The sequence below is a fragment of the Sphingobacterium sp. UBA2610 genome, from assembly GCF_002339225.1.
In the GTDB taxonomy this organism is placed as follows: Bacteria; Bacteroidota; Bacteroidia; order Sphingobacteriales; family Sphingobacteriaceae; genus Sphingobacterium; species Sphingobacterium multivorum.
The window spans coordinates 297,772-322,554 of record NZ_DDKA01000001.1 but is presented as its reverse complement, the minus strand read 5'-3'; the positions used below and the strand labels follow the sequence as shown (position 1 = coordinate 322,554).

At 39.6% G+C, this 24,783-nt stretch carries 25 protein-coding genes and 3 tRNA genes; 13 read left to right on the top strand and 15 right to left on the bottom strand.

What is annotated here, in order from left to right:
* Positions 1–26: 26 nt before the first annotated feature.
* Together B4Z47_RS01480 and B4Z47_RS01475 are read left to right on the top strand one after the other, a co-directional pair.
* Entirely contained in the window at positions 27–410 is a 384-nt protein-coding gene (locus B4Z47_RS01480) for a hypothetical protein (RefSeq protein WP_070567845.1), read from the top strand.
* Positions 411–459: 49 nt separating this feature from the next.
* Positions 460–1,680: a tetratricopeptide repeat protein gene (locus B4Z47_RS01475; RefSeq protein WP_070567843.1), complete on the top strand. Its 1,221-nt coding sequence runs from the start codon at positions 460–462 to the stop codon at positions 1,678–1,680.
* 56 nt (positions 1,681–1,736) lie between these two features.
* On the opposite strand, the gene B4Z47_RS01470 is transcribed toward B4Z47_RS01475, so the two are convergent.
* The gene (locus B4Z47_RS01470; protein WP_070567840.1) at positions 1,737–2,576 is read right to left on the bottom strand and encodes a prephenate dehydrogenase; all 840 of its coding nucleotides are present in this window, start codon (positions 2,574–2,576) and stop codon (positions 1,737–1,739) included.
* Positions 2,577–2,707: 131 nt separating this feature from the next.
* Complete coding sequence (locus B4Z47_RS01465; RefSeq protein ID WP_070567838.1) at positions 2,708–3,868, bottom strand: pyridoxal phosphate-dependent aminotransferase; 1,161 nt, start codon at positions 3,866–3,868, stop codon at positions 2,708–2,710.
* 265 nt (positions 3,869–4,133) lie between these two features.
* On the opposite strand from B4Z47_RS01465, the gene B4Z47_RS01460 reads away from it, so the two are divergent.
* The 4 genes from B4Z47_RS01460 to B4Z47_RS01445 all read left to right on the top strand — a co-directional run bounded on the left by B4Z47_RS01460 (position 4,134) and on the right by B4Z47_RS01445 (position 8,633).
* A complete protein-coding gene (locus B4Z47_RS01460; RefSeq protein ID WP_070567835.1) occupies positions 4,134–5,969 on the top strand; it encodes an ABC transporter ATP-binding protein in 1,836 nt (611 codons plus the stop codon).
* Positions 5,970–6,072: 103 nt separating this feature from the next.
* Complete coding sequence (mqnE, locus tag B4Z47_RS01455) at positions 6,073–7,272, top strand: aminofutalosine synthase MqnE (RefSeq protein WP_201638986.1); 1,200 nt, start codon at positions 6,073–6,075, stop codon at positions 7,270–7,272.
* Positions 7,273–7,285: 13 nt separating this feature from the next.
* Entirely contained in the window at positions 7,286–7,912 is a 627-nt protein-coding gene (locus B4Z47_RS01450) for a histidine phosphatase family protein (RefSeq protein WP_070568275.1), read from the top strand.
* A complete protein-coding gene (locus tag B4Z47_RS01445; protein ID WP_070567831.1) occupies positions 7,905–8,633 on the top strand; it encodes a menaquinone biosynthetic enzyme MqnA/MqnD family protein in 729 nt (242 codons plus the stop codon). The genes B4Z47_RS01450 and B4Z47_RS01445 overlap by 8 nt, the downstream gene beginning before the upstream one ends.
* 184 nt (positions 8,634–8,817) lie before the next feature.
* On the opposite strand, the gene B4Z47_RS01440 is transcribed toward B4Z47_RS01445, so the two are convergent.
* From B4Z47_RS01440 to B4Z47_RS01415, 6 genes are all read right to left on the bottom strand, one after another.
* Positions 8,818–10,071 carry a DEAD/DEAH box helicase gene (locus tag B4Z47_RS01440; RefSeq protein WP_236560235.1) on the bottom strand — a complete coding sequence of 418 codons (1,254 nt, stop codon included), beginning with the start codon at positions 10,069–10,071 and terminating at the stop codon, positions 8,818–8,820.
* Positions 10,072–10,308: 237 nt separating this feature from the next.
* Positions 10,309–11,355, bottom strand: a complete 1,047-nt coding sequence (asnA, locus tag B4Z47_RS01435; RefSeq protein WP_236560234.1) for an aspartate--ammonia ligase — start codon at positions 11,353–11,355, stop codon at positions 10,309–10,311.
* Between the two features lie 252 nt (positions 11,356–11,607).
* A complete protein-coding gene (locus tag B4Z47_RS01430; protein WP_046675441.1) occupies positions 11,608–11,934 on the bottom strand; it encodes a HesB/IscA family protein in 327 nt (108 codons plus the stop codon).
* Positions 11,935–12,015: 81 nt separating this feature from the next.
* The gene (locus B4Z47_RS01425; protein ID WP_236586030.1) at positions 12,016–13,194 is read right to left on the bottom strand and encodes a cysteine desulfurase family protein; all 1,179 of its coding nucleotides are present in this window, start codon (positions 13,192–13,194) and stop codon (positions 12,016–12,018) included.
* A 26-nt stretch (positions 13,195–13,220) separates the two neighbouring features.
* On the bottom strand, positions 13,221–13,646 hold the full coding sequence (locus tag B4Z47_RS01420) for a DUF983 domain-containing protein (protein WP_046675442.1): 426 nt from the start codon (positions 13,644–13,646) through the stop codon (positions 13,221–13,223).
* 2 nt (positions 13,647–13,648) lie between these two features.
* On the bottom strand, positions 13,649–14,515 hold the full coding sequence (locus tag B4Z47_RS01415; RefSeq protein ID WP_070567827.1) for an AraC family transcriptional regulator: 867 nt from the start codon (positions 14,513–14,515) through the stop codon (positions 13,649–13,651).
* Positions 14,516–14,660: 145 nt separating this feature from the next.
* Between B4Z47_RS01415 and B4Z47_RS01410 the strand changes: the two genes are divergently transcribed.
* The gene (locus tag B4Z47_RS01410; RefSeq protein WP_070567825.1) at positions 14,661–15,518 is read left to right on the top strand and encodes a mechanosensitive ion channel family protein; all 858 of its coding nucleotides are present in this window, start codon (positions 14,661–14,663) and stop codon (positions 15,516–15,518) included.
* On the opposite strand, the gene B4Z47_RS01405 is transcribed toward B4Z47_RS01410, so the two are convergent.
* The 6 genes from B4Z47_RS01405 to B4Z47_RS01380 form a co-directional block, all read right to left on the bottom strand.
* Complete coding sequence (locus tag B4Z47_RS01405; RefSeq protein ID WP_172462497.1) at positions 15,515–15,673, bottom strand: hypothetical protein; 159 nt, start codon at positions 15,671–15,673, stop codon at positions 15,515–15,517. The genes B4Z47_RS01410 and B4Z47_RS01405 overlap by 4 nt on opposite strands.
* Positions 15,670–16,644 carry a 2-hydroxyacid dehydrogenase gene (locus B4Z47_RS01400; RefSeq protein WP_070567823.1) on the bottom strand — a complete coding sequence of 325 codons (975 nt, stop codon included), beginning with the start codon at positions 16,642–16,644 and terminating at the stop codon, positions 15,670–15,672. The genes B4Z47_RS01405 and B4Z47_RS01400 overlap by 4 nt, the downstream gene beginning before the upstream one ends.
* Positions 16,645–16,797: 153 nt before the next feature.
* Positions 16,798–18,228, bottom strand: a complete 1,431-nt coding sequence (locus tag B4Z47_RS01395; protein ID WP_070567821.1) for a serine hydrolase domain-containing protein — start codon at positions 18,226–18,228, stop codon at positions 16,798–16,800.
* A gap of 31 nt (positions 18,229–18,259) precedes the next feature.
* Positions 18,260–19,000 carry a LytR/AlgR family response regulator transcription factor gene (locus B4Z47_RS01390; RefSeq protein ID WP_070567819.1) on the bottom strand — a complete coding sequence of 247 codons (741 nt, stop codon included), beginning with the start codon at positions 18,998–19,000 and terminating at the stop codon, positions 18,260–18,262.
* Positions 18,993–20,039 carry a sensor histidine kinase gene (locus B4Z47_RS01385; RefSeq protein ID WP_070567817.1) on the bottom strand — a complete coding sequence of 349 codons (1,047 nt, stop codon included), beginning with the start codon at positions 20,037–20,039 and terminating at the stop codon, positions 18,993–18,995. The genes B4Z47_RS01390 and B4Z47_RS01385 overlap by 8 nt, the downstream gene beginning before the upstream one ends.
* A 3-nt stretch (positions 20,040–20,042) precedes the next feature.
* On the bottom strand, positions 20,043–20,924 hold the full coding sequence (locus tag B4Z47_RS01380; RefSeq protein WP_083296035.1) for a LiaF transmembrane domain-containing protein: 882 nt from the start codon (positions 20,922–20,924) through the stop codon (positions 20,043–20,045).
* A gap of 267 nt (positions 20,925–21,191) precedes the next feature.
* Between B4Z47_RS01380 and B4Z47_RS01375 the strand changes: the two genes are divergently transcribed.
* Positions 21,192–21,527 carry a DUF3276 family protein gene (locus B4Z47_RS01375; RefSeq protein ID WP_070567815.1) on the top strand — a complete coding sequence of 112 codons (336 nt, stop codon included), beginning with the start codon at positions 21,192–21,194 and terminating at the stop codon, positions 21,525–21,527.
* A 105-nt stretch (positions 21,528–21,632) separates the two neighbouring features.
* On the opposite strand, the gene B4Z47_RS01370 is transcribed toward B4Z47_RS01375, so the two are convergent.
* A complete protein-coding gene (locus tag B4Z47_RS01370) occupies positions 21,633–22,466 on the bottom strand; it encodes an alpha/beta fold hydrolase (RefSeq protein WP_070567813.1) in 834 nt (277 codons plus the stop codon).
* Positions 22,467–22,653: 187 nt separating this feature from the next.
* Here B4Z47_RS01370 and B4Z47_RS01365 point away from each other — a divergent pair.
* The 5 genes from B4Z47_RS01365 (at position 22,654) to obgE (ending at position 24,753) form a co-directional block, all read left to right on the top strand.
* A tRNA-Arg gene (locus B4Z47_RS01365) sits at positions 22,654–22,727 on the top strand.
* A 27-nt stretch (positions 22,728–22,754) separates the two neighbouring features.
* Positions 22,755–22,828 (top strand) — tRNA-Arg (locus B4Z47_RS01360).
* A gap of 172 nt (positions 22,829–23,000) precedes the next feature.
* A tRNA-Arg gene (locus B4Z47_RS01355) sits at positions 23,001–23,074 on the top strand.
* Positions 23,075–23,148: 74 nt separating this feature from the next.
* The gene (locus tag B4Z47_RS01350; RefSeq protein ID WP_046675448.1) at positions 23,149–23,718 is read left to right on the top strand and encodes an adenylate kinase; all 570 of its coding nucleotides are present in this window, start codon (positions 23,149–23,151) and stop codon (positions 23,716–23,718) included.
* Positions 23,719–23,754: 36 nt separating this feature from the next.
* Entirely contained in the window at positions 23,755–24,753 is a 999-nt protein-coding gene (gene obgE, locus B4Z47_RS01345) for a GTPase ObgE (protein ID WP_070567811.1), read from the top strand.
* Positions 24,754–24,783 lie beyond the last annotated feature (30 nt).

The window sequence follows — 24,783 nt, the reverse complement described above, 5'->3', positions numbered from 1 at the left end:
TTTTAGGTGATCTAATTGTCAACCTGATGTTGCATAAATTAATTTGTCTGGAAAATTTACAGATCGGTACTGTCCATTTTTCTGCTTTTGTTGTTAATTTGGATGGTGGAAATACAGGCTTTGCTTTATTTATTAACCAAGAAAATGACCCAATCTTTATTTTTCGAAAAGAAAAGAAAAATGAGGTATCTTTCCATGTAAATGAAGAGCAATTCTTTTGGATTGTAAAAAACAGCCAGTTTACACCAGGAGAACGTCAAGACTTTTTTGCTGAATTTGTTGAATTCCTGCGTTTGATGGAAGAGAAGGTTTCCAATTATGTTTTCAAAAACGAAAAATTAATCAAATTTACAAATTCGAGGGATATTGTCCGCTATAAATACTTATACCTGACAGGTGAAATTAGTTGATAAGAATACCCGATTATAATACCTGATCTCCCGTTAGATTTCTTTTGTAATGAAATTTAGCTTAGTTTTGGGTATGAAGCATATGTTTTCAAATCTAGCTGTCATTCTACAAAACAATACTTTTGTGGAATCAGATTTTACACTGCCAGTACCCGTACTTCTTGCTAAGTTTTCTTTTTTACCTATTTCATCATTTTTTCCGGAAGCGAGTTCATCTTTTTCCGCTGATTGGTTAGACACCGTCCAACAGAGCGCGATTAGATCTACATTGGAAGGATTTAATGTCGGAATCAGTGGCGATGGTAATCCTGTCGCTTTACTTGAGGAGGCGATTGCTTTGGACAACAATGCGCTTGCTTATAGTTATTTAGGGCTTTATTATTTTAAAATAGCCGCCTATGACAAAGCTATTGCTGCGTTTACAAGCGCTATTGAAAAGTATAAAGAAGAGCCATTTTTTTATGCTAGCCGTTGTTTAGTCTACAGACAGATCGAGGAAGATGAAGGCGCTTTCTATGATTATCAAATTGCTAAAAGACTGGATTTTAATTACCATAGTGTATTGGAATGGGCGGAGAATCAAGCTGAACTCACTTACTTTGAGGCCGATAATTTGGTTATTCAAGAGCTGGAATCGAAGCCAAAGCACCTGAGTACTGACGAAATAAATTCATTGGGACTTGAATATGTTCATTGCTATAGCTATCTAAAAGCAATCGGTCTTTATTCTTCTGCTATTGCGGAATCCGACAACAAGGATAGCAACCTGTTTGTTTTTAGAGGAAGTTTGTACCTGAAATTGACCTGTTTTGAATTGGCATTGTCTGATTTCAATCAGGCTATTGCTCTTGATGAGAATCGTTCTGCCGCCCATATATTTCGCGCTAAAGTGTTTGAATCCTATCGTAATTACCAAAGTGCGCTGGAAGACTATGCCAAGGCGGAGGAAATAGATCGTGATTCATCGATCGTATACGAAGAAAGGGCATCTTTGTTTGAGCGGTTGGGAAATTTTGAGGAAGCATTATTGGATTTTGATCGCCTTGTTACGCTCAATCCGGAAGATTTTTATGTGTATTCATTACGAGCCGATTTGAATGAAAAGTTGGAGGATTTACCAGGCGCACTGGCAGATTACTCGAAAGCGATCGATTTGAATCCATATTATTCTGATTTGTATTCATATCGCGCAGCAATTCGTGAAAAATTGGGTGATCCTATCGGGGCAAAAGCCGACCTGGATAAATTCAATGAATTGGAAGATGAATAAAAAAAGTCCACCTTTTGGTGGACTTTTTATACCTACTGCTCTAACTAGAGCAGCCTTTATTTAATGATCCTTTTTATCTTATTGGAACGGGTAATCAGTTTGTGCAATTTGTCATAATCCTCCGTGGCAATAGAATCGTGCAGGGATTGAAGCTGCTTGATATGTTCTTCGAGTACTTCGAGTACATTTTCGCGATTTTGCTTGAAAATAGGTGTCCACATATCGGGCGAACTTTTGGCTAGACGTACTGTAGATTCAAATCCCGAGCCTGCCAGCTCAAAGATACGCCCTTGAGATTTCTCTTTTTCCAATACTGTTAAGGCGAGGGCGAAAGAGGTCAGGTGAGAAATGTGGGATACATAAGCCGTATGCACATCATGTTCATCTGCATTCATAAAACAGCTGCGCATCTCCAATTGGTCGGTGATGGCATCGGCAATCTCGAAAGCATCCTCATCCGTTTTAAATGCTTCAACATACACCATCATTTTTCCTTTGAATAAGCCTGCTATTGCAGCTTCGGGTCCCGAATACTCTGTTCCGGCCATGGGATGGGCTGCAACATAACGGCCCCTATTGGGATGATCCTTTATTTTATTCAGAATATTCGTTTTTGTTGATCCCATGTCGATGACAACCTGGTCTGTGACCAGATCCAAGATTTGAGGAACAACATGTAAAATGGCATCAACAGGAATTGTGAGCACCAATACTTTACAGGTCTTAATCGCATCTTCTAAGCTTGCTGTTTCGTCAATGAAGCCGATATGCATCGCTTTATCTAAGTTCTTTTGACTCTTATCTACACCGATTATTTTGTCGCAGAATTTTGTTTCTTTTAGGCGAATGGCAACTGAGCCGCCGATCAAGCCTACGCCTACAATGGCAATGTTCATATATAAACAATTATATTAAGCGTATTTTTGTTCAAATGTTATACATCGAACGCTTCATACCCTGGTTGTTTGTTGATTAATTATTCTATCGATAATTTCAAAGCAGTTAAGCTGCGCCGAAATCGAATGTGTTAGAAATTATCTTTAATACGTTGGATTGATTCTTTGAGTACCTCTACCGTAGCACAGAGACTGATGCGTATATATTGATCGCCTTTATCTCCAAAAATTCCACCCGGTGTAATAAATACCCGTGATCTCTCCAAAACAGCATCACTCAGGGCATAGCCATCCTCGTATTTCTCCGGAATACGCGCCCATACAAATAGACCTACTTGGTCTTTTTGATAAGCACAGTCCAGCAAATCCATGATCTCATAAACCTGTTGGCGCCGTTCCGCATAAATTTTGTTTAGATCAGCATACCAGGAGGCATCAAGTTGTAAGGCTTTCGCCGCGGCCAGCTGAACAGGTAAAAACATGCCTGAGTCCATGTTGCTTTTGAAACGAAGCACTTGGTTTATACGTTCTTCGGCACCCACGAGCACACCAATTCGCCATCCCGCCATATTGGAAGATTTGCTCAGCGAATTCAATTCAATAGCCACATCTTTGGCGCCTGGTATACTCATAATGCTTTTTGGCGTATCTGTCAAAATAAAGCTATATGGGTTATCGTGGCAAATCAGGATATTATGCTCTTTGGCAAATTGAATCAGCTCTTGGTAAAATGCATCGGGTGCGGAGGCACCTGTTGGCATATGGGGATAGTTTATCCACATTAGTTTAACCTTTGACAAGTCTTGTTTTTTGAGCTCATTTAAATCAATAAGCCAATTTTGCTCTTGTGTAAGATTATAGGTAATCGCTTCAGCACCACTCAGCCGCACTGCGGCCGCATAAGCAGGGTAGCCAGGATTAGGTATAAGTGCCTGATCCCCTTCCTGCAGGTAGGTCATACAGATATGCACAATGCCTTCTTTTGACCCAATTAAGGGTAATATTTCGGTATTGGGATTAAAAGTCGCGTTATAATAACGTTGATACCAATCTGCAACGGCTTGTCGTAGGGCAGGTGCGCCTTTATAGTTTTGATAGCCATGCACATTTGGAAGTTGGGCATTCGTATTTAATGTCTCGATCACCTCCGGATGCGGGGGTAAGTCTGGACTTCCAATTCCTAGGTTGATTACACGCGCTCCCTGTTTGTTCAACTCATCTATTTCTCTTAATTTTTTGGAGAAATAATATTCTTCAGTGTGCTGCAATCTTTTGGCAACGTCTATTTGCATTTTATTTTAATAAATTTGGTATTTGAATAAGGCTAAATTAGGGAATTATCTATTAAAAGGAGATTTTTTTATCGATTTTTCAAGCTGAACAAGCTGAATGCTTTATTCTTGCGATGCAACAATTTTATAGTCCCCTGCCAGGATATGTGCTTTTCTTGATTAATTTGTTATTTTTGTTCAATTTCCTCGTCAAAAATCTGGAAGTTAGAGGAGAGACCGACGAATTACTTTTGATGTAAAAGTAATTTGTCTTAGTTCAACATAAATGAAAACATATTTTAGGCTCTTATCGTTTGCTAAACCCATTGAGAAATTTGCAATCCCCTATGTAATTTGCACGCTGATCACGGTTGTTTTTAGCACGTTGAATTTGGCATTACTTGCTCCTTTACTCCATACACTTTTTAAAACCGGAAAAGAGGCTTGTGAAGCAGCTATTGAAGTCGTGAAACCTGAAGCGTACACAGATATTTTAGCTTGGTTCAATTACTATGCATCGATGGCAAATGAGCAGTTTGGTGCCTATGGCGCATTGCAAAGGGTCTGTATTGCAATTGTGATCTCCGTATTTATCAGTAATCTGTTTCGCTACTTCTGTCAACGCATTATGGAGAATTTCCGTATTCATACTTTGCTCAAATTGCGTAGAGCGGTATTTGACAGTGTAATGGATTTACATGTCGGTTATTTTACAGGACAACGAAAAGGAGATATTGTTTCTAAAGTTGCGTCTGATGTACAGGTCGTGCAGTATTCTGTGACGGGTACTTTACAGGTGGTTTTTAAAGAGCCCTTGCAATTGATCGCTTATATCGTGATGCTTTTTAATATCTCTGCGCAATTGACATTCTTTTCACTCTTGGTCATTCCCGTCTCTGCATTTTTTATTTCTAGAATCGTTAAGAATCTTAAAAGCCAAGCGCATGCGGCACAGGAATCGTATGGAAATATGATTTCCTATTTGGACGAAGCATTGTCTGGAATAAAAATTATCAAAGCTTTCAATGCCGTTTCATTTATTAAGAACAGGTTTCATAATGAGAACGAACGTTACGCCAATATCGGTCGTGCTATGGCTAAAAGACAACAGTTAAGTTCACCTGTGTCCGAATTGCTGGGGGTAATTATGGTGGCTATTATTCTTTTGTATGGCGGCCATTTGGTGCTTTCAGGTGACAAGAGTTTAACGGCGCCCGCATTTATTGCCTATATCGCTATTTTTTCACAGGTGATGCGTCCGGCAAAGGCGTTAACAGATTCTTTCAGCGGTATTCATAATGGTCTTGCTGCGGGTGAGCGTGTATTGGAACTTATCGATGAACGGACGGAAGTGAAAGATCGCGCCGACGCGAAGCTTGTGAAAAGCTTTGAGAAGAATATTGTCTTTAATCAGGTGAATTTTTCGTATACCAAAGATAAAGAGATTCTACAGAACATCGATTTGACTATAGAAAAAGGGAAGATTATTGCGTTGGTGGGACCTTCAGGTGGGGGAAAATCAACTTTAGTTGATTTAATTCCGCGTTTTATGGACGTCACTGGGGGGCAAATTTTGTTTGACGGTATTGATTTACGGGATTTAGACCAGGATTCTTTACGGGACATGATCGGTGTCGTTAATCAAGAGTCCATTTTGTTTAATGATACGATCTTCAATAATATTGCATTTGCTAATCTTTCGGCCAGTCAAGAGGAAGTAGAAGCCGCTGCACGGATTGCGAATGCGCATGAATTTATTGTGAAAACGGAACAGGGGTATCAGACCAACATAGGTGATAGGGGCGGTAAATTATCTGGTGGCCAACGTCAGCGGATCTGTATTGCACGAGCTGTCTTGAAGAATCCACCGATCATGCTTCTTGATGAGGCGACTTCTGCTTTAGATACCGAATCTGAAAAATTGGTGCAGGACTCCTTATATAAATTAATGGACAATAGAACAACGGTTGTTATTGCCCATCGTTTAAGTACCATTCAGAATGCGGATAAAATTGTGGTTATTGAAGCAGGAAAGATCGTAGAAGCAGGTAGCCATAGTGAGCTGATACAGCAAGAAGGATTATACCGTAAATTAATCGAAATGCAACAATTTACAGATTAGGCTCCTTTTCTAAGAGCTATGTCAAATTAGTTGTTGTCACATTTTTTATTATAACTTTTGTTGCCTTTTCGGTACATTTGATTTAAGATAGGAGATACATTTAATGAACGCAATAGATAAATTGAATTTCTTGATTAACGATAAGAATTTAGCTGTCGAATTGAGAGATATAGCGGAGAAAGTTTTGCGAGAGGAGCGTATCACTTTTAAGGACGGCGTACTTTTGTATGAGAAAGGTGAGTTAGGCTACCTTGGTGTGCTTGCTAACTATATTCGCGAGAAACGCCATGGTGATCATACTTTTTTCAATCGTAATTTTCACATCGAGCCGACTAACGTCTGTGTCTATGACTGTAAGTTCTGTTCGTATTCCCGCTTAATAAAAGAACGGGCTGAAGGTTGGGAGATGGAAGTCGACGGCATGATGGATATTGTGAAAAAGTACGACAAGGAGGCTGTTACTGAAGTTCATATCACCGGAGGGGTTGTTCCTAAGCAGAACCTCGAATTTTATGCCGATTTTTTTCGCAAATGTAAAGCACATCGTCCCGAGTTGCATATCAAAGGACTTACACCTGTAGAGTATTACTATATTTTCAAGAAAGCAAAATTGAGCCATTACGACGGATTGAAGTATCTGCAATCCTGCGGATTAGATTCTATGCCGGGCGGTGGTGCGGAAATCTTTCATCCAGAAGTCAGAGAGCAGATTGCACATGATAAATGCACAGCCGAACAATGGCTGGATATTCATGAGCAGGCGCATAAGCTGGGCATGCATACCAATGCAACCATGCTGTACGGCCATATAGAGCAGTTTTGGCATCGTGTCGATCACATGGAGCGCTTAAGACAGCTACAGGATAAGACTGGCGGTTTTCAGACCTTTATTCCACTAAAATTTAGAAACAAGGAGAATCAAATGTCTCATATTCCGGAGGTATCCGTTATTGAAGACCTCAGGAATTACGCGATCGCTCGAATTTACATGGATAATTTTGATCATATTAAAGCTTATTGGGCAATGATATCGAGAGATACGGCCCAGTTGTCCTTGGCTTTTGGGGTCGATGATATAGACGGAACACTGGATGATACGACAAAAATATACAGCATGGCAGGAGCAGAAGAGCAAAAACCAGGGATGACCACACAAGAGGTTGTTGAGCTAATAAAAAATGTTGGACGCCATCCGATTGAAAGAGATACCCTCTACAATGTGGTAACCGATTATAATGATGTTGTTTTTGATCAAGTTGATCAAAAGAAAAGCTATTACGCATTACCTGTTGTCAATTCATAACTCATATCGCACGTTGAAAAAGACATTTTATTTTATACGACACGGACAGACTGATCTAAATTTAAGAGGTATTGTGCAGGGGCGGGGTGTTAATTCCCCACTCAATAAAATGGGCATAGCTCAAGCTCAGGCTTTCTTTGATCGCTACAATACGGTGCCTTTTGATAAGATATATACCTCCACTTTATTGCGTACTCATCAAACTGTACAGGGGTTCATTGATTTGGATTTACCTTGGGAACAGCTTGTTGGTTTGGATGAAATAAGCTGGGGAGTTTATGAAGGAAAAGAACAAACACCGGAGTTGCTAGCTGGTTTTGAAAAATTGGTCGCAGCATGGCGCAATGGAGAATTGGATGTCAGTATCGAAAACGGAGAGTCTCCTCATGAATTAATGGCGCGTCAACAAGTCGCCTTGGATCATATGCTCGCTCAGACAGATGAAAAAAACATATTAGTCTGTATGCACGGTCGTGCTTTACGGATTATGCTTTGTCTAATGACTGGTGTCGATGCCCGTTATATGGATGATTTCCCGCATACAAATACTGCTTTATATAAATTGCTTTATGATAATGGTCAATTTGAGATTGTAGACCATTACAATACCGCACACTTAGAAGCATTGATAAATGAATAAAATTAGAGTTTCTGCCGTATCGTATACCAATACTTATCCATTTTTGAATGGAATACGTAAATCGAAAGTGATGGAGCAAATCGACTTGAGCGTCGATTATCCAAGTGCCTGTGCACAGAAAGTAATCGACGATCAAGCTGATATCGGGATTATACCGACAGCTGCCTTATTAAGTCTACCCGAGTACTATATTAATACCGATTTTTGTATCGGCACGGAAGGTGCTGTCGATTCTGTCTTTATTTTTGCCAATAAACCCATTGAAGAGGTAAAAACTTTACGTTTAGATAAGCAATCGCGCACTTCAAATGGTTTAGCACGTGTATTGATAAAAAATTATTGGAAAAAGGATGTAGAATTGGTCACTGATGAATCTATAGAGCCAGATGCCTATGTTTTAATTGGGGATCGTACTTTCGGTAAGAAGAATGCAGTACCCTATGTTTATGATTTGGGGGAAGAATGGTTTAACTTCACCGGATTACCTTTCGCTTTTGCCTTATGGGTAAGTAACAAAAAACTTCCCGACTCTTTTGTAGAGGAATTCAATGAAGCTTTAGCGTATGGCGTTGAACATGCAACCGATGTGATAGCCGGTCTCCCAGAATTTGAGGACTTTGATTATACCAAATATCTGACAGAGCATCTTAATTTCCATTTGACAGCCAAGAAGCGCGAAGCTGTGCAATTGTATCTCCGGTATTTAAAAGAATTGGATTAACCTGGGGGCGCTTGGCCTGAACAGGAACGATGACATACCCTGAAAAATTTTAAATCAGAATCGCCAGGTAAGCCTTACACGGTATTGTGAAGGCTTACCTGGCGATTGATTTCCAAAGAAGAAAATACAAGAATTGAAGCCACCGTTTTACACTTGAATTCCAATTAACCAATGTTTTGGACCTTTAAGTACGTCCAATTTTTACTTTACGTCCTTTGATTTTTTGCCCATTTGCCTTGTTGATAATAAAAGGAGCAAGCTTTCTTTTAACGGCGACATAAGCGACCTTATCTTTCACTTCTATTATACCAATGTCGTCTTTTTCAACACCTTCCAAATGCAGGAGAAAACCTACAATGTCAATTTTATTGACTTTGTCTTTTCTTCCAGCACTAACATAAAGTGTGGCGAAAGGTGAATTTTCAGGAAGATCATAGTATTCGGGAAATTCCTCTTCAGGTATTTCCTCCGCTATATAGGGATACGCTTCTTCCGGCTTTAAGATGACATAGACATCACCCTTTGCCTGCATACGCGCAGTACGTCCATTGCGATGAATAAAGCCATCTTCTTTATGCGGTAGCTGATAATGAATAATGGCATCAACTTCGGGGATATCCAGCCCTCTTGCAGCCAAATCGGTCGTGATCAAAACATTGTTGGAATGATTACGGAATTTGAGAAGCGCCAGTTCACGATCTTGCTGTTCAAGTCCGCCATGAAAGGTGTCGTGAATAATATTGCGATTATCCAGTAGTTCGCTGATGTGATCGACGGCATCGCGATGGTTACAGAAGATAATCATTTTTTTCGTCCCAATCTTGCAGATAAGTTTTAGTAGTGCCTCCAATTTCTTTTGAACAGGGGCAACTACTTTTTTAATTGTAATGCGGGGTATATTTTGTGAATTATTCAAAAAATCGACAAGAATAGGCTCCTCTATCTGTGTAAAAGGCGGAATTGCATCCATCATCGTTGCAGAAGTCAATATCCGCGATCTGATGGCCGGTATATGTCGAATAATAAAATCCATTTGTTGCTGAAATCCCAGTTCCAACGATTTATCAAATTCGTCTAGCACGAGGGTATGAATACCGGAAGGATCAAAATTTCCTTCTTCGATATGTTGTTTTATGCGTCCTGGAGTTCCTATAATAATTCCGGGAGCATCCTTGAATTCATTTTTTTCAATACGGGTACTATGACCGCCATAGGCACAGGTGACTTTGTGGCCAGTGGCTACCTTGCGAAGCACTTGCTCTATCTGTAAGGCCAGTTCGCGGGTCGGCACTAAGATCAGTACTTGAACCTCCCGAACGATTTCCTTCAGTTGCTCTAAAATGAGCAATGAAAAGGCCAAGGTTTTGCCAGATCCTGTGGGTGAAAGTAAGATGAAATCATGATCTTTTTGGTACGATTCCACTACTTTTTCTTGCATCTCATTTAAGGATGAGATACCTAATTTATTTAAAATAGCTTCTAGCTGCATTCAGCAAAAATACAAAATACCGCTATTTTGAAAGGAACAAACTCGAATGAAAATTTTTTAGGCATTTTGTAATTAAAAAAACAAGGTAATCAGTCTATAAAAGATGATTACCTTGCCTTGATTTTTATCGGTATACTGAAACACGCGGTATAGTTGCCGAGTTATTAATTTTCCATAAGTATTGTTTTATAGGATATCAATACCTTCTTGTCTTAATGTTTCTTTTTTGTCCTCTTCCCAGATACTGACTTGAACTTCTCCAATATGTTGTTTTTTGAGCATAAACATACAGACACGGGATTGTCCGATTCCACCGCCCATAGATTCCGGTAATTGATCATTGAGAAGCATGCTATGGAAAGTCAGTTTGGATTTTTCAGTGCAATTTCTGATTTCCATTTGATGTGCCAAAGCGGTTTTATCGACGCGAATCCCCATGGAAGAAAGCTCAAAGGCTGAATTTAAGATGGGGTTCCATACGAGAATATCTCCATTCAATCCTTTGTGTCCAGCCTCATTTGCAGTACTCCAATCGTCGTAGTCTGCTGCGCGACCATCGTGTGCAACACCATTGCTGAGTGCCCCGCCGATACCATATAAAAATACTGCACCATATTCTTTTGTGATGGTATTTTCACGTTCTTTTGCAGTTAGATTAGGATATTTTTGCAGAAGTTCTTCTGCTGCAATAAATGTAATGGTTTCTGGAAGAATAGCTTTTATCTGTGGATACTTGCTTTCAACCTGTTGTTCTGTATAGCGTAATGCATCGTAAATTTTTAATACGGTATCTTTCAGTAAGGCCAAAGTACGTTGATCTTTATCGATTACTTTTTCCCAATCCCATTGGTCTACATATATCGAATGAATAGGGGTGTAATCTTCATCAGGACGCAGTGCTTTCATGTCTGTCACGATGCCTTCCCCGGGTAACATTTCAAGTTCTTTTAAACGGACTCTTTTCCATTTTGCCAATGAATGTACGACGACAGCCCTTTTTTCATTCAATGATTTAATCGGAAATGATACCGGGCGCTCAATTCCATTTAAGTCATCATTTAATCCTGTGCCGTCTAAAACCACCAAAGGCGATGAGATCGGAATTAAATTTAATGCTTTCTTTAGTTGTTGGACAAATGTATCTTTAACGAAGCTGATAGCAACTTCGGTATTTAAAAGTTTTCTTCCCTCCATATGAGTTAAATGAAATACCATGTGCGGATTGATACGCATGGTTTTATTTTTTATTCAGTTATTTCCTACAAAAGTATGAAAATATCACTGGTTAATCTGTTTGGTTGTGATTTTTAATATTTATCCATTAAAAAGTTGAAAAAATAAAAAAATTCTAACAAAATGAAGGTAGGTCAATATTTAATTATAAAACTAATAATTTGTTGGTGCAACTAAAAGTGTTTGGTTACTTACTAAAAGAGCCCTGAATATTTCAGGGCTCTTTTATTTATGGTGGATCGACGTGATTGATTAAACGGAGAAACTTTCGCCGCATGCACAGGTCCGGCTCGCATTAGGGTTATGGAATTCAAAACCTTTTCCGTTCAAACCATCGGAATAATCCAGTTCTGTACCTGCTAGGTATAAAAACGATTTTATATCCAAACAGACTTTCACGCCTTTATCTTCGAAAAATTGATCACCTTTTTTTTCTTCGTTATCGAAGTTCAGCTTATAACTCAAGCCCGAACAACCGCCACTTTCCACAGCAACACGCACAAAGTAATTGCTGTCATATTGCTCATCCTTCATGATTTCCTCGATACGAGTTTTTGCTTTGTCAGTAACTGTAATCATAGTAATATCCTTTGTATAGCACAAAGATACATACAATCTTGTTATATTTCGCCTGTTATAAAGTTTTTAGAATGTCATAAATTAATCGATCAGGCCAGCTTTGAAAAGTTGCCAGATGGGGGATTGATCGCGGATTTTGCGAACCGCATCTGTGACCAATTGAGCGCATTGTATAATATCCTCTTGAGTCGTAAATATGCTTAAGCTAAAGCGAATGGCCGATAATGCATCTTCTTTGGAAACATTCATAGCCATTAAAACATGGGACGGTTCTCTGGATCCGGTTACACAGGCTGAGCCCGAGGAAAGGGCCAAAGCAGGACAGGCAGTCATTATTTCGCTGGCTAGGATGTGTTTAAAACTGATGTAACTGGTGTTGGGTAGGCGGGGTACATTTTTTCCATGAATGATGATTTCAGGAATACCACCTAAAAGTTCTTCCAATAGATCGCGGTTTCGTTCGACCGTATGATAAGATGTTGGTTTAAGCAGAGACAGGGCTTTTCCAAAGCCGACGATAGCTGGAACGTTGTACGTACCGCCTCTAAATCCGCTTTCCTGACCACCGCCTACAATCAGCGGAGTAATCTGTATCGGCTTCGATTTGCGACGGATGTATAAGGCACCGACTCCCTTCGGGCCATGAAGTTTATGCGCGCTCAGGCATAAAAGGTCAATCGGGACTTTTTGTAGATCAATGTTGATTTTTCCAATAGCCTGCGTAGCGTCACAGAAAAATAAGATGTCTTTCTCCTTACAAATAGTGGCGATTTGAGTTAGCGATGTGCATACTCCTGTCTCGTTATTTGCCGCCATGATGCAAACGAGTATGGTCTGGGAGCTCATCGCATTTTTTAAATCGTCTATACGAATCATGCCTTGTGCATCGACGGGGAGATAGCTGATCTGCGCTCCTTTTTTCGTCAGTTGTTCACAGCAGCTTAATACAGCTTTGTGTTCTGTTGAAACGGTGATAATATGATTTCCCTTGGATTGATATTTGTCAAATATGCCACAGATTACGGTATTAATACTTTCTGTTGCACCTGAATTGAAAAATAGTTCTTTTGGTGAACAATTCAGTGCTTCAGCTATTTGCGCTCTAGCCAGTTGGACGGCGGCATTGGCTTCACGCCCCATTTGGTGATAGACACTCGATGCATTCGCATAGTTTTGGATGAAGTAGGGCGTCATGGTATTCCATACCTCATCCAAAATTCGCGTTGTTGCGTTGTTGTCCAAATAAATCATATCCTTCATCAGGATAAAGATAAGGATAATGAAGGTTATGCTGAAGCCTTCACATCAACTTCCTTTTTTTTGACATTTGGATCATATCTCAAGCCCGGGGTCAACCAATACATCAGTATGATACGGGAATAACGGTAGTTGAATGGCGACATTAAAACAACGCTCATGATAGCAACGGTTGCATAGAGTATAAAAGAAGAATCATTGCCTGTCAGGATATAGGTTGCCATACAAGCCGTAACCATTTCTGCAATGGAGAACGCATAGGTAACATACATGGCACCATAAAAATAACCTGGCTCACGCTCGTAACGAAGTCCACAGTATTCGCAATGGCTATTCATTTTTTGTACTTTAAGACCATAGGCAGGACCTTGGTACACATGGCCGATCCGGCATCTTGGACATTTCGCTTGCCATGCAGCTTTAAATTCAGATAATTCGTATTTAACCTCTTCCATAGTTATAGTTGTTTTCTGAACTCTTCTGGTGTGAGCCCAGCGGATTTTTTGAAAAATTTAGTAAAGTATGAGTTGTCATTGAATTGCAGCTCATCTGCAATCTCATTGATATTTAAGTTTCGATTGACCAATAGTCGCTTCGCTTCGAGTACAATCCGGTTTCGTATAATTTCACCTGCTGATTGTCCGATGTAGGATTTGCAGATCGCATTCAGATGATTGGGTGTAATAAATAACTGATCTGCGTACACACTGGGCAATTTGGTAGATCTGAATTGCTGTTCAACCAATTGCTGAAAACTATTGAATATTTTGTGATTATATGGCGTACTGTGCTCTTGATGATCTTTTTCTGTAGAAATTGAGATATACAATATAAATTGGAGCAGAAGTGTACGGATATAGTCTTCCGATTGACCTGCCGCTTTTGCGGAAGCAATTTGTTCAAGAATGTGAATAGCCTGCTTGCGAAATTGTTCCGCAATAACAAAAATAAGCTGCTCAATTTTACCCTGTAAGAAGCTGAAGCGTTCCAGGTAATCGGTTCTTAAGAGAAAAGACTGAAAATAGTCAATGGAAAAATTGACAACATAGCCTTCTTCGTCACCTGTAAAGTTCCAGGTATGAACTTGACCTGGTACCATAAAATAGATTTGATAAGGTTCAATGTTGTAATGATTGAAATCAATAATGTGTTCTCCTGAGCCCTTGGTGAATAGCACAAAATGGAAAAAATTATGTTTGTGAGGAAATACCATATCCTGATGCTTGATGATATATTCTTTTAGATCATCAATATGAATCGTTGTTTTGTTATTGAGATCAATGCTACAACTATCAATAATCGGAATGGTATTTTTTCTATTCATATAGCAAAATTACGCTAAATATTCTTTTAACAGTGGTGTTTATTTGGTCTTTTATGGTGTTTTTCAATGATTTTTATATTTTGATACGGTATACGATATGTTGGAACAATCCTTGTGCCTAGAGGTTTAAAATATATTTTACAACATGGAAAGTAATTTAAATAGTTTGGGGAGTAGATTTGGTCGTTTGACCGATATTGTCATTGAGTCTATTCCGGGGATTATAGGTGGAATTATCCTATTGATTCTTGGGAAATATGTGATCAATTTTGTAGATCGCTTATTACATAAACGTTTCGAAAAGAAGAATGTAGATCCCTCTATTCGGGCATTTATCTCCAGTATTGTAAAGATCGTCATGTGGGTGATGTTGCTCCTCACCGTCGCAAGTCAGATTGGAATACAGACAACTTCTTTTATTGCTGCTTTATCCGCCTTTGGGTTGGCCGTTGGTATGGCGCTGCAGGGAAGTCTGAGTAATTTTGCCGGCGGAGTGCTGATTTTGATGTTTAGACCATTTGAGGTAGGGGATTCCATCTCGAGTGCAAATGGTACCGCAGGTACTGTAGAGAGGATTGATATTTTGTATTCCACTTTAATAGGCGATGATGGTGTACGTGTTTTTAGCCCAAATGGCCCTTTGGCCAATTCGGTTATTAAAAACTATACGAAAATTGTGCAACGCATGTTTGAATATACCATCAGTATCTCTTATGATAAAAATGTGAAAGAAGCGAAAGATATTATATTAAGAGTTCTCCGTTCGAATGAAAATGTGTTGACAACTCCAGAGCCAACTGTTTTTATCAAAGAATTGGGAGACAGTGCCATGGTTTTAACCGTTCGTGCGTGGACGAAAAGAGAGCATTATGTCGCTGCTCGAAACTCAATGCAGGAAAAGATTATGTTGGAGCTGGAAAGGAACGATATTAGTTTATCTTCCAATCCGACACAGATTAGCATTGTTTCGAATTCAAGCGACCTAGGGACTGCAAAAGCTTAGTCCTGATCTGTTCCCAAGGCGTGTAAAAGGACAAAGTACCGGTAGGCAATGATAGCCTGCTGGTACTTTTTTAATTTCAAGGGATCCATCTTACCATATTTTGGTAAGATGGCTTTATTTAAGCTGTTTAAAATCTGAAAAAATCTTCGTTTCATTGATATACCTCTTTATTGATAATCTGCGGCATTTTTTCGCCTTTAATTGCTGCCAGTAAGTTACTGGCGGCCATCATTGCCATATTATCCCGCGTTTCTTCTGTAGCAGACCCGATGTGTGGCAATACACAGACATTTTCCATATTTAACAGTGGATTTTTCGGATCCATCGGTTCAGGATTTGTCACATCAAGTCCGGCACCCCATAGTTGGCCAGTCTCTAGAGCTTCTGTTAGATCTATTTCATTGACCAATCCGCCTCTGGCGGTATTAATCAATATAGCGGAGTTTTTCATGCGCGCAAATGTCATTTTGTCAAACCGGTTTTTAGTCTCCGCTGTCAACCCGGCATGGATTGAAAGGACATCGCTCCGCGTGAGCAGATCGTCGAAATTCACATATCGTGCGCCAAGAATTTGCTCTGCTTCCTCATTACGGCTCCGATTGTAATAGATAATATCCATGTTATACGCTGCTTTGGCTTTTCTCGCGAATTCAAAGCCAATTCGTCCCAGTCCATAAATACCCAGTGTTTTGTTGTTGAGCTCGATGCCTAGGTTTGCCGTTGGATCAAAACCTTTCCATTCGCCCTGCAAAATTCTCTTGTGGTTGAAAAATGCCTTCCGCGATACCGATAGCATTAAAAGGAATGCGACATCAGCTGTTGCTCCCGAAAGTATGCCTGGCGTATTGCTTACAGGTATTCCATGCTGTGTTGCGGCAGCGATATCCACATTGTCATAGCCGACACTCATGAGGGATAGGGCTTTAAGGTTTGGGCAGTTTTGGAAAAAATTAGCATCAAACTTTTGCATCCCACCATTCAGCACGTAATCGGCCTGTTGGCTCGCTTCGATAAGCTGCCTTTCGGATAGGGGATCAGCTGAATCGTGTATCGTTAGATCGTGACCGGCAGATTTTAATAAATCTATACCTTTTTGTGGTATTTTTTTAGTGATAAATATCTTCATGCAAATAGCTGTTCTTTAGCTTTCTTGTGATTGATTTTGGTAAACCAATTTGTGTTTTCTTCTAGTCAAAATTAATGATCACTCATCGCTATAACAACAAAAAAAACCATATTGTTGTTTCAATATGGCTCATTATTCTCTATTTTTTGAACTTTATTTTTTACGGAGTATGTAATCTAAAATAGCTTTACCCTTATCATCGGCAGAGATGGCAGAATTGGACAAGATGATAACGCCACTTTTTTTATCGGGCGATAAGGCTAGATAGGAGCTGCTTCCGGCAGTTCCGCCATTGTGCCAATAGACCGTTAGGTCGTCAATCAGGTTCATATGCCATGCGAGTCCCAAGTCGGTGTCTGGAGGCAGAAAAAAAGTAAACAATCTGGTGTTTGCCATGGCGTTTTCAAATGGGGTCTGCGGCATCTTGAATTGCGCATTCGCAAATTTAAGCAGATCCTCAAGAGTCGATTTTAATCCGCCAGCGGGACCAAAAGCGTCAAACGACCAGGGAATTACTTCTTGACCATCTTTGTTGTATACTTTAAAGGTATCTTTTCTTTTAGGATCCAATACCTGAAAGGTATTACTCATTTCGAGTGGCTTGCAGATGATGTCTTTTACGAGCTGATCATAGCTTTTTTTATAGATACTGCATATAATGTCTCCTAATACGGCGTAGCCAAGGTTGCTGTACTCATACTCTTCACCTGGTTTCTTGTTATTTTTAAAGCTTGCGAGGAAACTATAAAGTGCTTTTTTATCGTATGTTTTGTAAGGATCGTTTTCGTTAAATCCTTTGACTTTGTCGAGATTGTCAGGAAGTCTTGGTAAGCCAGAGGTATGATTGGCCAACATTTGAAACGTTATTTTTGAAAGTTCTTCATTTTTCTTGAGTGTATCAGGAAGAAATAGCGCAATAGGCTGATCTAAGGTTATCGTTCCTTCTTCGACAAGATTTGACAAAAGTATAGCGGTAAAAACTTTACTTAACGAACCAATTTCATAGGTAGACGTTTTTGTAGGCGCTGTTTGGTTGCCTTTGGCAGTCTCACCATAGAAATAGCTTTTTGTTTGTCCATTCTTTAGAATGCCAATTGCAAGTGATTGCGTATTTTGTTGTTTCAAATAAGCATTTGCAACAGAATCGACAAAAAGGTCGTCATTATCGACTGATTTCTGTGTGGCAGGTACCACAATAGTTTTTTCCACTTGAGGCTTGATTGCCAGAGGAGTGAATTTTAATGTATTGAATTTTAAGGTTGTGTCCGTTGCAAAAAGAACCTCATACGATTGGCTGTCGAAGTCCATCTGATAGGTTGCAAGTCCTTTTTCAAATTCTTTTATCGTTGAGCTTTTTACTCGTCCTAAGGGATAGAGCTCCTGTAGTACTTGGGTAAATTTGGCTAGGCTAAATTGTTGTTTGAAGGAATCACTGGCCAAATTATAGGCGGAGTCTGTCATCTGGGAATTGATAAAAAATTCCAGCTTATTGTAAACTCCTTTATTGATCTGTTCTGCAGGATTCGTTTGGGCAAAGGAGTAAGATGTGATGCCCAGCAATACTATTGTAATAAAATGTTTCATAACGATTGATGGGCACAAATCTACGGAATGTTTAAATTCCAATCAATTGTTTTAATCGGGCATAGCCTGATTTACTGATATTGAGCTTTTCGCCTGATGTCAGTGCAGCAATATACGAATCCTTTTCATAAGGTTCCAATTTGGCCAACTGATCCACTTTAATGATAAAAGATCGGTGTATACGGACAAATTGATTCGGATCCAAAGATTTTTCAAAAAATGCCATTGTTTTATTTTTCAGGTACATGCCATCTTTGGTATGAATTTTAACATAGTCGTCATAAGACTCCAGGTATTTGACGGTATCAATCGGAATAATCTTGATCTGGGTTCCTGTTTTGACAACAATACGGTCGATTTTTGTTTCGTCCTGCGCTGTAAGCACTTCGTAGTTGGGTTGAACTTTTTTCTCAGGTGCGGAGTAGCTTGCTCTGAATTTTTCTAAAGCTTTTTTGAAACGTGTTGGTGATACTGGTTTTAATAGGTAATCCAAGGCGTTCTTTTCGAAAGCTTTCAAGGCGTATTCGTCAAAAGCGGTCGTAAAGATGACCGCCGGAGGGTCGTCAACGAGTTCAAGCATTTCAAATCCGGTCAATTTGGGCATTTGTACGTCCAGAAAAATTAAATCCGGTTCGTGCGTATGGATAGCCTTAACAGCTTCAAAGCCATCACCACATTCCGCCACAATGGATATATCGGCTTCATTTTTTAGGTAACCCGCAATAATGGAGCGTGCAAGGGGTTCATCATCGATAATTACGACTTTAATCATATTGAGGTATTTTTAGGGTGCTAATAAATATGTTGTCCTGAATTTGAGTTTCCAGTAGATCATTTCTTCCATAAAGGAGATATAATCTGCGTTGAATACTCGATAGTCCAAATCCAGTGCCTTTTTTTGGTTTTGACTGTTCTTCGGTATCGAATGGGTTGGTAATCTGGATCAGCAGTTGGCCATCATTCGAATGGCATTTTATTTTAATTTCTACTTGATCCGTTACATTATATAACCCGTGTTTAATCGCATTCTCCACCAGTGGCTGAATAATCATGGCAGGCAATCTATTGTTAAAAATTTCTTCTGAAGAAGAGATGGATGTATTGAGTCGATGACCGAAGCGTACTTTTTCAATATCGAGATAAAGTTGAAGGTGATCGAGTTCTTCTTCAAGTGTGATAATTTGATTATTTTCTTTTCTTAGTGTTCCTCTTAAAAAGTCCGATAGCTGGAACGTCATGTTTCGGGCTTCATCCGGATTGGCGCCAATAAGTGCTATAATGGAATTGAGGCTATTGAAGAGGAAATGAGGCTGTAACTGTTGTCTTAGATTATACAGTTCGGCTTCCCGAAGTAAATTTTCGGATTCCTGCTTCCGTTTGATATTGTTAATATTGTCTTCCTGAATATTCCAGACAATGTTGATAATGGCAACAGAAGTCAAAATGAGGAAGTTAACGATGCCCCGATAAGGTAATGTTAAGTCCAGCAATGGGGTAAAGGTCGATTGGATAAAGTAACTCATCAAGAATCGGCTTAATGCGATGCTTATTGCGCCCATGATTAAACCGATGATGAGTACTTTCCAAATCTCCCGGGGTTGTGGGGTGTAGAAATTGAGTGCTGATGACATGCCATAGCAGCAAAACATCATCACCATACTGTTTATAAATGAATCCTTGAATGCAAGTTGCTGATCAAATCCAGAACGAAGCATCAATAGGTATTGTAATGCAAGATATCCGATAAATACGGATACACAGATAATGCCAATTAGTCGACTTTTAACACTGAGGAACAGCTTGCTTTTCATCTATTAAGCATTTTTTATGGTTAAATTACCTAAAATACAGGTGCCTGTTATATAGATTTTTTTATCTGTATCGGGGTTATAAATCGTTTGGAACCGACGGTCATCGACAGAGCCTAAGACCGAGGCGACGTTACTAAATACTGTCCAATGTGGGGGGATAATTATACGTGCGCTGCCAAACAATTGGAACGTATCGATCACAATTGGCTGCTGAATATCTGCTTTCGTTAAATCTAGCTCTACGCTTCCAAATACATTGGTCAAATTGCCCCCTCTAAAGTTTTTGGAATAAATGACTTTCTTTTGGCCCGCAAAGATGCTGTTCAGATTGAGGTTGTCCTCAAATGACTGGTGAAAGGAACCTTTCTCTTTGTCGCCAAAAGCCTGCTGATTAGGCGAGGCTTGTTGGCTTGAACCGTATTGTTCATTAAATGGTCTTGATTCCTGATCCGTAATGTTGCTCTCAGTTGCGCCCTCTACAGGTACACTGACTCGCTTATCCCAGTCGTAAGAGCCTTGTGGCGGATTAGGGTAAGTTGGGGGAACCATCGGCGGTTTCCTTTTGCTCATGATAAAGTAGATCCCGAGCGAAATGATGATGATAGGGACCGTTACAGAACCAAAGTCTGTACGCATCATTCTTGAAATAAGGCTCGCTCCGCCTATGATCAATAGGATAATTGCCGATTTTTTCTGAAATTGGGAATTTATGCCAATGACCAATCCAATAATGATTAATATCGTTTGCCAGCCAAATAACCAATCCGGAAACCAGCTTCCTAAATTGAGGTTATTCAATAATAAGAATATACCTACGATGATCACAATCGCTCCTACAATATTGCGGCTATTATTGCTGTTTGGTATGATGGGTTCTTTTTCCATAATGTTTTTACTATTTATGACTCAAAGATAGAGGCACAAATATATTCTACATATTTGCTTTAGGTAATACAACTTATATTTTCGGTAAATGTAATGATTTCGTCGGTAAAAAATCTTGTTGTTTAATTTTTATCTAGCCTATGTTAGGAAGGGGAACTGCCATTTTTATGCGTAATTGTCTTTTTTTTTAATATTATTTGGTGTATTAAAATGAATTATTATATATTTATCAAAGATTAAGATTACTTTAAACTTAAATAACAACCAATGGGAGATTTTGAAAACAAAGAACGTGAAGAAGTTTTTTCAAAAAAGGTGAGAGCAGGTAAGCGTACTTATTTTTTTGATGTAAAAGCAACTCGATCGAACGATTACTACATTACTATCACAGAAAGCAAGAAACGCTTTGAGGATGGCCAGTTTATTAAGCATAAGATTTTCTTATATAAAGAAGATTTTGAAAAGTTCGCTGAGGGTTTGACAGATGTAGTTAATTACATCAAGTCTAATCAGGAAGTAATCGAGAAACGTTATGAGCCTAACTTTGATGATGCATACGCTGAAGAAGCGGGTGTTCGGTCAAAAGATGATTTTTCGTTCTAGTATTGTAGAGCGAAATCTGAATGAAAGAAAGAAATAAAAGCCACTGACGTGGCTTTTTTTGTTGTTTTTTATATCCGATGTTGCACTTGGCGACCAAAGTGATGGTTACAATGGTATATTTCGCAGGAAATCATTTAGCACGGCATTGAATTTTTCGGGTTCCTCGAGATTCGGCAAGTGCCCGGATTCTTCAAACTCCATATAGCGGACGTCGGGTATATTTTCGATAAGGATATTTGTTTGTTCTTCGCTCATCATCTTGTCGTGTTTCCCTTTTATAATCAGTGTTGGGATAATAATGGTCTTCAACGAATGGGTTGTATCTGTTCGTGAAGCAAGAGCAAGTTGTGTCGCACAAATGCTGGCGACTTCATTTCTGCGAATACAGCTTTTGATGAGTTCAACAGCTTCGGGGTTTTCACGGATTGTTTTATCGTGAAATACATTCGCGATAAAGCCAATGGCAAACGGTCTTCTGCCATATTTTAATAGCGCCTGAATGGAATCAAAACGCTTTTGTTTGCTTTTGTTGTCGTCGGAAAGGGAATTCGTGTCACAGAGGATAAGTCCTTTGAGTTGTTGGCCGATCAGTTCATAGGTCCTGAGTGCAATGTAGCCGCCCATAGAAATTCCACAAAGGACGACATGATTGAGGTCGAGTTTACGAATAAATTCCACTAGATCTTTGGCAAAAACATCGACGGAGAAAAAACCATGTCCATTGGTGCTTAGTCCATGTCCGCGAACATCAATGGCGATGCCTGTATAATCTTCGTCGAGTTGCAGGAGCTGCTGTTTCCACGTGTTTTTGTTGAAGGGAAAACCATGGATGAAAATGACTGTTTTTGGAGCGGGGTATAATTTGCTAGGGCGAATATAATAGGAGATACTGATATCTCCGATGCGAATTTTACTGAGTTTTAATTCTCTTTTGCTCATGAATGCTAACATTTGTCCGTGTCTGAAAAAAAAAGTTGATATTTTAAATATAATATTATCAACGAGATAAAAGAAATGTTGTTGTATAAAGTTTAAAAAAGAGAAAAAATGTTTGTTAAATCGATAAATATAACGATATTTGCATCACCAAAACGGAAAAGGATAACAGATTTGTTTTGGTTGCCTAGCGCTCCTAGCTCAATTGGATAGAGCATCTGACTACGAATCAGAAGGTTAGGGGTTCGACTCCCTTGGTGCGCACGAATACAGGTTCTGTATCTTAAAAAGGCATTCCTAGCTCAATTGGATAGAGCATCTGACTACGAATCAGAAGGTTAGGGGTTCGACTCCCTTGGAGTGCACAAAGAAAAGCCAGTCAATTTGATTGGCTTTTTTGTTTTTAGTAACGTTGTTGCAAAGCTGTCGATGGTAAAGGGAACTTCTTTTTGAAAAAAAATTTGTAAAAAAACGAATTCTGACTATATTTGCGTCACCAAAACACATGGGACAGAGTTCTAAACGTAATGGTTTATTGCGCTCCTAGCTCAATTGGATAGAGCATCTGACTACGGATCAGAAGGTTAGGGGTTCGACTCCCTTGGAGCGCACAACTGAAAAGCCTAGTCATCATCTGTGATTAGGCTTTTATTTTTTAACTCGTTTTAATTTCTTAAATAAAACTATGCTAAACCTTGTAATATTTGGCCCTCCGGGTGCAGGTAAGGGAACCCAATCTGCAAAGCTTATTGAAAAATATCAATTGGTTCATGTTTCAACTGGTGATATTTTTAGAGCACACATTAAAGGTCAAACGCCACTTGGTCAACAAGTGAGCCAGATTATTGCTGAGGGAAATTTAGTGCCAGATTCGATTACGATAGCAATGCTGGAAGAGGAAGTAAAGAAAAATCCGGATGCAAAAGGATTTATTTTTGATGGATTTCCTCGTACTGTTGCTCAAGCTGAAGCATTGGATGCTTTTTTAGAAGGTATCAATACATCAATCTCGGTCGTAATCGCACTGGATGTGAATGAGGATGAATTAAAAGCACGCATCGCTAAACGTAAGGAAATTTCTGGTCGTGCGGATGATGATGCGGATAAATTGGTGAAGCGTATCGATGAATATTTCACAAAGACGATTCATGTGTTGCCGTATTACGAGGCACAAGGCAAGCTTTCTAAAGTGAATGGTATCGGCGATATCGATTCTATCTTTAAAAGTTTGACTGATATCATCGATAATTATTAATTAAGATAAGTATTTTCTAGACTGTAATAAATTGTAATGGCGCAAGGTTCGAATTTTGTTGATTATGTGAAAGTGTGTTGTCGTTCTGGACATGGTGGGGCAGGTTCGGCTCATTTGCACCGTGACAAGCACACCGCTACTGGTGGACCCGATGGTGGTGACGGCGGTCGTGGCGGACATATTATACTGAAAGGAACGACTAATCTCTGGACGTTACTCCATTTAAAATATCGTAAACATATTATCGCGTCAAACGGTGAGTCTGGCGGTAGTTCTTTGCGTACCGGGGCAACCGGACGTGATGAGATCTTGGAAGTGCCACTGGGTACGATTGCAAAGGATGCGGAGACGGGAGAGGTATTGTTCGATATCACAGAAGACGGTGAAACCAGAATATTGGTTCCGGGTGGAAAAGGCGGGCTGGGCAATTGGCATTTTAAGTCGCCGACACAACAGACACCACGGTTTTCGCAACCTGGTCTTCCGGGGAAAGAGCAGTGGATGATTCTCGAATTGAAGGTTCTTGCTGATGTTGGATTGGTGGGATTCCCGAATGCAGGTAAATCAACGTTGTTGTCCGTGGTCTCTGCTGCGAAACCAGAAATCGCGAATTACCCCTTTACAACACTGGTGCCTAATTTGGGTATGGTAAGCTACCGGGATAACCGTTCTTTTGTTATGGCCGATATTCCGGGTATTATCGAAGGGGCTTCGGAAGGAAAGGGATTAGGGTATCGTTTCTTGCGGCATATCGAACGAAATTCTGTTTTGTTGTTTATGGTGCCGGCCGATACAGATCGGACAATCCGGGAGGAGTACGCCATTCTATTGAATGAACTGACTGCATATAATCCCGAGTTGGCAGATAAACCTAAATTGCTGGCTATTACCAAGTCTGATATGCTCGATGATGAGCTGGAGAAGGAAATGGAGCTGGAGCTGCCGGAAAATGTACCCTATATTTTCATTTCGTCGGTGACCGGTAAAAATATATTGCCATTGAAAGATATGATCTGGAAAGCAATTAACTCTTAAGTTTAAATACATAAACAGAAAAGGCGCCCC

Excerpts from the sequence above, each read along its gene's own strand:
- obgE (WP_070567811.1), top strand. The coding sequence starts at position 23,755 with ATGGCGCAAGGTTCGAATTTTGTTGATTATGTGAAAGTGTGTTGTCGT.
- mqnE (WP_201638986.1), top strand. The coding sequence starts at position 6,073 with ATGAACGCAATAGATAAATTGAATTTCTTGATTAACGATAAGAATTTA.
- B4Z47_RS01460 (WP_070567835.1), top strand. The coding sequence starts at position 4,134 with ATGAAAACATATTTTAGGCTCTTATCGTTTGCTAAACCCATTGAGAAA.
- B4Z47_RS01475 (WP_070567843.1), top strand. The coding sequence starts at position 460 with ATGAAATTTAGCTTAGTTTTGGGTATGAAGCATATGTTTTCAAATCTA.
- B4Z47_RS01430 (WP_046675441.1), bottom strand. The coding sequence starts at position 11,934 with ATGATTACAGTTACTGACAAAGCAAAAACTCGTATCGAGGAAATCATG.
- B4Z47_RS01415 (WP_070567827.1), bottom strand. The coding sequence starts at position 14,515 with ATGAATAGAAAAAATACCATTCCGATTATTGATAGTTGTAGCATTGAT.
- B4Z47_RS01465 (WP_070567838.1), bottom strand. The coding sequence starts at position 3,868 with ATGCAAATAGACGTTGCCAAAAGATTGCAGCACACTGAAGAATATTAT.
- B4Z47_RS01405 (WP_172462497.1), bottom strand. The coding sequence starts at position 15,673 with ATGAAACGAAGATTTTTTCAGATTTTAAACAGCTTAAATAAAGCCATC.
- B4Z47_RS01380 (WP_083296035.1), bottom strand. The coding sequence starts at position 20,924 with ATGGAAAAAGAACCCATCATACCAAACAGCAATAATAGCCGCAATATT.
- B4Z47_RS01410 (WP_070567825.1), top strand. The coding sequence starts at position 14,661 with ATGGAAAGTAATTTAAATAGTTTGGGGAGTAGATTTGGTCGTTTGACC.
- B4Z47_RS01385 (WP_070567817.1), bottom strand. The coding sequence starts at position 20,039 with ATGAAAAGCAAGCTGTTCCTCAGTGTTAAAAGTCGACTAATTGGCATT.
- asnA (WP_236560234.1), bottom strand. The coding sequence starts at position 11,355 with ATGCGTATCAATCCGCACATGGTATTTCATTTAACTCATATGGAGGGA.
- B4Z47_RS01375 (WP_070567815.1), top strand. The coding sequence starts at position 21,192 with ATGGGAGATTTTGAAAACAAAGAACGTGAAGAAGTTTTTTCAAAAAAG.
- B4Z47_RS01390 (WP_070567819.1), bottom strand. The coding sequence starts at position 19,000 with ATGATTAAAGTCGTAATTATCGATGATGAACCCCTTGCACGCTCCATT.
- B4Z47_RS01470 (WP_070567840.1), bottom strand. The coding sequence starts at position 2,576 with ATGAACATTGCCATTGTAGGCGTAGGCTTGATCGGCGGCTCAGTTGCC.
- B4Z47_RS01400 (WP_070567823.1), bottom strand. The coding sequence starts at position 16,644 with ATGAAGATATTTATCACTAAAAAAATACCACAAAAAGGTATAGATTTA.
- B4Z47_RS01350 (WP_046675448.1), top strand. The coding sequence starts at position 23,149 with ATGCTAAACCTTGTAATATTTGGCCCTCCGGGTGCAGGTAAGGGAACC.
- B4Z47_RS01420 (WP_046675442.1), bottom strand. The coding sequence starts at position 13,646 with ATGGAAGAGGTTAAATACGAATTATCTGAATTTAAAGCTGCATGGCAA.
- B4Z47_RS01480 (WP_070567845.1), top strand. The coding sequence starts at position 27 with ATGTTGCATAAATTAATTTGTCTGGAAAATTTACAGATCGGTACTGTC.
- B4Z47_RS01370 (WP_070567813.1), bottom strand. The coding sequence starts at position 22,466 with ATGAGCAAAAGAGAATTAAAACTCAGTAAAATTCGCATCGGAGATATC.
- B4Z47_RS01445 (WP_070567831.1), top strand. The coding sequence starts at position 7,905 with ATGAATAAAATTAGAGTTTCTGCCGTATCGTATACCAATACTTATCCA.
- B4Z47_RS01395 (WP_070567821.1), bottom strand. The coding sequence starts at position 18,228 with ATGAAACATTTTATTACAATAGTATTGCTGGGCATCACATCTTACTCC.
- B4Z47_RS01425 (WP_236586030.1), bottom strand. The coding sequence starts at position 13,194 with ATGAAGGATATGATTTATTTGGACAACAACGCAACAACGCGAATTTTG.
- B4Z47_RS01440 (WP_236560235.1), bottom strand. The coding sequence starts at position 10,071 with ATGCAAGAAAAAGTAGTGGAATCGTACCAAAAAGATCATGATTTCATC.